5 protein-coding genes are annotated in these 4,077 nt (G+C 62.9%); 4 read left to right on the top strand and 1 reads right to left on the bottom strand.

Annotated elements, in window-relative coordinates:
- The 3 genes from pgl to Q1X90_RS06645 all read left to right on the top strand — a co-directional run.
- A partial coding sequence (pgl, locus tag Q1X90_RS06655) for a 6-phosphogluconolactonase (protein ID WP_366944470.1) occupies positions 1 to 742 on the top strand: 742 nt, incomplete at its 5' end.
- 240 nt (positions 743 to 982) lie between these two features.
- Entirely contained in the window at positions 983 to 1,405 is a 423-nt protein-coding gene (locus Q1X90_RS06650; protein WP_300768328.1) for a helix-turn-helix domain-containing protein, read from the top strand.
- Positions 1,402 to 1,953 carry an NAD(P)H-dependent oxidoreductase gene (locus Q1X90_RS06645; protein ID WP_300768325.1) on the top strand — a complete coding sequence of 184 codons (552 nt, stop codon included), beginning with the start codon at positions 1,402 to 1,404 and terminating at the stop codon, positions 1,951 to 1,953. The genes Q1X90_RS06650 and Q1X90_RS06645 overlap by 4 nt, the downstream gene beginning before the upstream one ends.
- Positions 1,954 to 2,039: 86 nt before the next feature.
- On the opposite strand, the gene gndA is transcribed toward Q1X90_RS06645, so the two are convergent.
- A complete protein-coding gene (gene gndA, locus Q1X90_RS06640; RefSeq protein WP_300768323.1) occupies positions 2,040 to 3,494 on the bottom strand; it encodes an NADP-dependent phosphogluconate dehydrogenase in 1,455 nt (484 codons plus the stop codon).
- Positions 3,495 to 3,928: 434 nt separating this feature from the next.
- Here gndA and Q1X90_RS06635 point away from each other — a divergent pair.
- The coding region (locus tag Q1X90_RS06635) for a glutaredoxin family protein (protein WP_300768330.1) at positions 3,929 to 4,077 on the top strand (149 nt) is incomplete at its 3' end.

Below are 4,077 nucleotides of genomic sequence, written 5' to 3'. Positions count from 1 at the left end.
GGCCGCGCATCGGACCCTTCTGACGATTCTTGACGAGCAGTGCCCAGCTGCGGCGGATGAAAGTCAGCGCTTCGATCTGGCCCTGACCGGGGGATCCGACGCACTTCGGATGATGGACGACATGGCGTCCGATCCGCTTGTGGACGCGATCGACTGGAGGCTCGTCCACTTCTGGTGGGCGGATGAGCGTTTCGTCGGACGGAACGACCCCGACCGCAACGCCCTGCAGGCGCGCACGCGCCTTCTCGACCATCTATGCGACAAACACGGCCTTCCCGACACGAACATCCACGAGATGCCCGCCGACACACGAGACCCGCGCGAGGCGGATTCCGCGGACGAGGAAACCACGCGTGATGTTCTCGACAAGGCCGCGCTGTCGTATGAGAACGAGCTTCGTCACGAGCTGGGCGACGCTCCCCGCATGGATCTCCTCATCCTTGGCATGGGCCCCGATGGACACTATGCATCGCTGTTCCCCGGGCATCCGCAGATTGCCATCCGCGACCGGCTCGTCGTAGGCGTAGACCACTCCCCCAAGCCACCGGCCCGACGTCTGAGCATGACCGTCCCTGTGCTGTCGAGAAGCGAGCGGTCCTGGATGCTCACCGCGGGCGAAGGGAAAATCGACGCGTTGGCGCGCGCTTTGCGGCATCCGAACGATCCGGACACTCCCGCATCCTTCACAACCGGTGCGTCACAGACTCTCTGGATGACGACGAGGGCAACGGCGCTCCTCTAGAGCTCCTCGCACAGCGCCAGCATCATCACTGCCGACGATGCGGATAGCGACGATCAATTCCGTTGATGGAATCCCGCCGATTTACCCTACGCGCAAACCACTGGAAAACTTTCAAAAAGAAAGCTACTTTAGAGATGTCAGTGGCAGTAACGTGACAGCGGCAATCACAAGACAGTGCCGGCATAAACGGCAGAGAAGGCCATGGGGGCACGCCTCCATGCGCAGGAGGAATGGACACGTATGGCAACGCAACAACCACGGATCGACTCCGGGGCGCACGATCGTCCCATCGAGGCCTGTCCCTCCTTCGTCGCGGCGATGTCCATCATCGGCCAGCGGTGGAGCGGACTGATCATCCAGTCTCTGGCGAAAGGGTGCACGACCTTCACCGAGATCTCCCGCTTCGCGGAGAACCTCAGCGACGCGTCACTGTCGAGGCGGCTCAAACAACTGGAGTCCGAAGGACTCATCATCCGCACGGTTAGTCAGGACAGACCCCTTAAGGTCCGGTACTCCCTAACGGACGCGGGACGGGCGCTGGCCCCCGTTCTCAACGACATCACCGAGTGGGGCGAGTGGTTCGTCCGGGACGGCAATGTTGTGCCCCCCGTATGCCCCTCTCAAGAGGCACAGGCAGCGCATGCACCAAAGGAGGAGCAGTGAACGGTACGACGGCATTGAGGGTTGTTGTTCTCGGGGCGAGCCCCAGCGCGACATCCACATCGCAGAGACTGGCGGAATTGGCCGTGGACGAGCTGAGCAGTCGCTACGACGCCACGGTCGAAAGAGTGGACGTCTATCATCTGGGTCCCGGCCTGACGGGAGCCATCAGCCGCGAGGATGTGGACGAGACCGCCGAGCGCGCGCTGACCGCCGTGGAGGAGTCCGACGTGCTTGTCGTGTCCATCCCCACCTACCGCGGTTCATATCCGGGGATGTTCAAGCATTTCATGGACATCGTGCGGCAACGGCCCTTCAACCGAAAGCCCGTTCTCCTCATGGCGACCGGCGGAAGCCCCCGGCACATGCTGATGATCGACCATGTGCTCAGGCCGCTGTTCGCCTTCCTGCACTCCTATACGGCTCCCACCGCGGTGTTCGCCACGTCTGCGGATTTCGATGGGGACACCGTGACCGACCCCGAGATCCCCCAACGCGTCACCCGCGCGGTCGAGGACCTCGCGCCGTTCCTAGAACACCGTAGCCACTAAAGGACACCGGAGGAACACACGAGAACCTGAGTAACCGGACCGGCGTCAGTCCGACGACGCCGGTCCGCCAAACCCCGCTGAGGGTGTCACGCCTCGATCTCGGGACGCCCCTCCTGAGCCCACAGCGTGTGGAAGGCTCCCGGACGGTCGACGCGACCATAGGTATGCGCTCCAAAGAAGTCGCGCTGGCCTTGAATAAGAGCAGCGGGAAGCCTGTCGGAGCGCAGCCCGTCGTAATACGCCAGCGAGCTGGAGAATGCGGGAACCGGAAGGCCCCCCTCGACGGCCTTCGCCACGACCCGACGCCACGATTCCTGCGCCTCATCCACGGCCTTGCGGAAGTAAGGCGCGAACAGCAGCGACACGTCGGCGTCGCCCGATTCGAATGCGTCGGAGACGACATTAAGGAACTGGGCGCGGATGATGCAGCCACCACGCCAGATGCGCGCGACGGCGGCCAAATCGATGTTCCAGCCGTATTCCTTGGCACCGGACATGATCTCGTCGAATCCCTGCGCGTACGCGACGATCTTGGAGGCATACAGCGCATGGCGGATGTCCTCGATCAGGGCGTCCCGATCGGAATCCGACACACGCAGACGGGCCTTGGGGCCCGACAGACCGGCCTTCGCCGCGGCCGCACGCTGCTCCGTCTGGCTTGACAGTCCGCGCGCGAACACCGCCTCGGCGATGCCCGTGACGGGGACGCCCAAGGTCAGGGCCGTCTGGACGGTCCATGTTCCGGTGCCCTTCATGCCGGCATGGTCGACGATCACATCCACCAGCGGACGGCCAGTCGCCTTGTCCACCTCGTGAAGCACGTCGGCAGTGATCTCGATGAGATAGGAGTTGAGCTCGGTGGTGTTCCACGCGGCGAACACATCGCCGATCTCGGCGGGTTCCAGACCCAATCCGCGACGCATAAGATCATAGCTTTCGGCGATTAGCTGCATATCCGCGTATTCGATGCCATTATGGACCATCTTGACGAAATGGCCGGCGCCGTTCTCGCCAATATGCGTCACGCAGGGCTGTCCATCCGCCACCGCGGCGATGGAGGTGAGGATGGGCCCCAAAGTGCGCCACGACTCCTCGGTTCCGCCGGGCATGAGGGACGGTCCGTTAAGCGCCCCCTCCTCACCACCGGAGACGCCGCATCCCACGAAGTGGAGCCCACGCGCGCGAATCGCCTTCTCGCGGCGAATGGTGTCCTCGAAATACGAGTTGCCGCCATCGACGATGATGTCGCCCGGCTCCATCGCATCGGCAAGCTCGTTGATGACGGCGTCGGTGGGTGCACCGGCCTTGACCATGATGATCGCCGTGCGCGGCCGCTTCAGCGACGCGACGAAATCCTCCACGGTCGAGGACGGCACGAAAACGCCGTCGTCCCCATGCTCCCTGACAAGCTTCTCCGTGCGCTCGACGTGACGGTTGTAAAGCGCGACCGTGTTGCCATGCCTCGCCAGGTTCCGGGCGAGATTGGATCCCATGGCCGCCAGTCCGACGACCCCGATGTTTGCTGTTGCCTCAACGGCCATTGCGACGCCTTTCGAATCGATATCCCTGACCCGCCCTCCTCACGACGGAAGACGCGGCCATACGGCCACCAGTCTACCGGGAGCCGTCCACGCACACCTGTCTCAGGATGGGGTATCCCCCCACGGCGAACAATGACGGGCAACGGAGCCAATGAGGGCGGCCGAGCGATACGGGACCCCGAACCATCCGCCGATCGACCGCGGCGGCCATCATCGACCACCTCGATGTGATATATCAGACATTCACGCGCGGGGCCACGGAGGCGAATAATCCGATAAAGGCTGAAATCCAAGGAAACCACTATATTTAGTATCAGACGATACGACACGCCACTACCTGTGGGGCATTGACGACAAACAACATCCATGTAATCTAGCAATTCGAACCGCGGCGACACGAAACGACCGCCGGACGCGAATGGAAAGAGGAGACCATGACCGAGGAAACCACAAACGTCACCGTGTACACCAAGCCGCGGTGCCCGCAGTGCGAGGCGACGAAGCGTCAGCTGACACGGCAGGGAATCGAATTCGACACGGTCGACATCACCTCCGATCCCGCCATCCTCGCCGAGATCCAGGC

It is taken from the genome of uncultured Bifidobacterium sp. (genome assembly GCF_949292005.1).
Classification (GTDB): domain Bacteria; phylum Actinomycetota; class Actinomycetes; order Actinomycetales; family Bifidobacteriaceae; genus Bifidobacterium.
This window is presented reverse-complemented; position numbering and strand designations above follow the sequence as displayed.

Bases quoted from the DNA above. Each gene is read 5' to 3' on its own strand.
- Q1X90_RS06650 (WP_300768328.1), top strand. From the start codon at position 983: ATGGCAACGCAACAACCACGGATCGACTCCGGGGCGCACGATCGTCCC.
- gndA (WP_300768323.1), bottom strand. From the start codon at position 3,494: ATGGCCGTTGAGGCAACAGCAAACATCGGGGTCGTCGGACTGGCGGCC.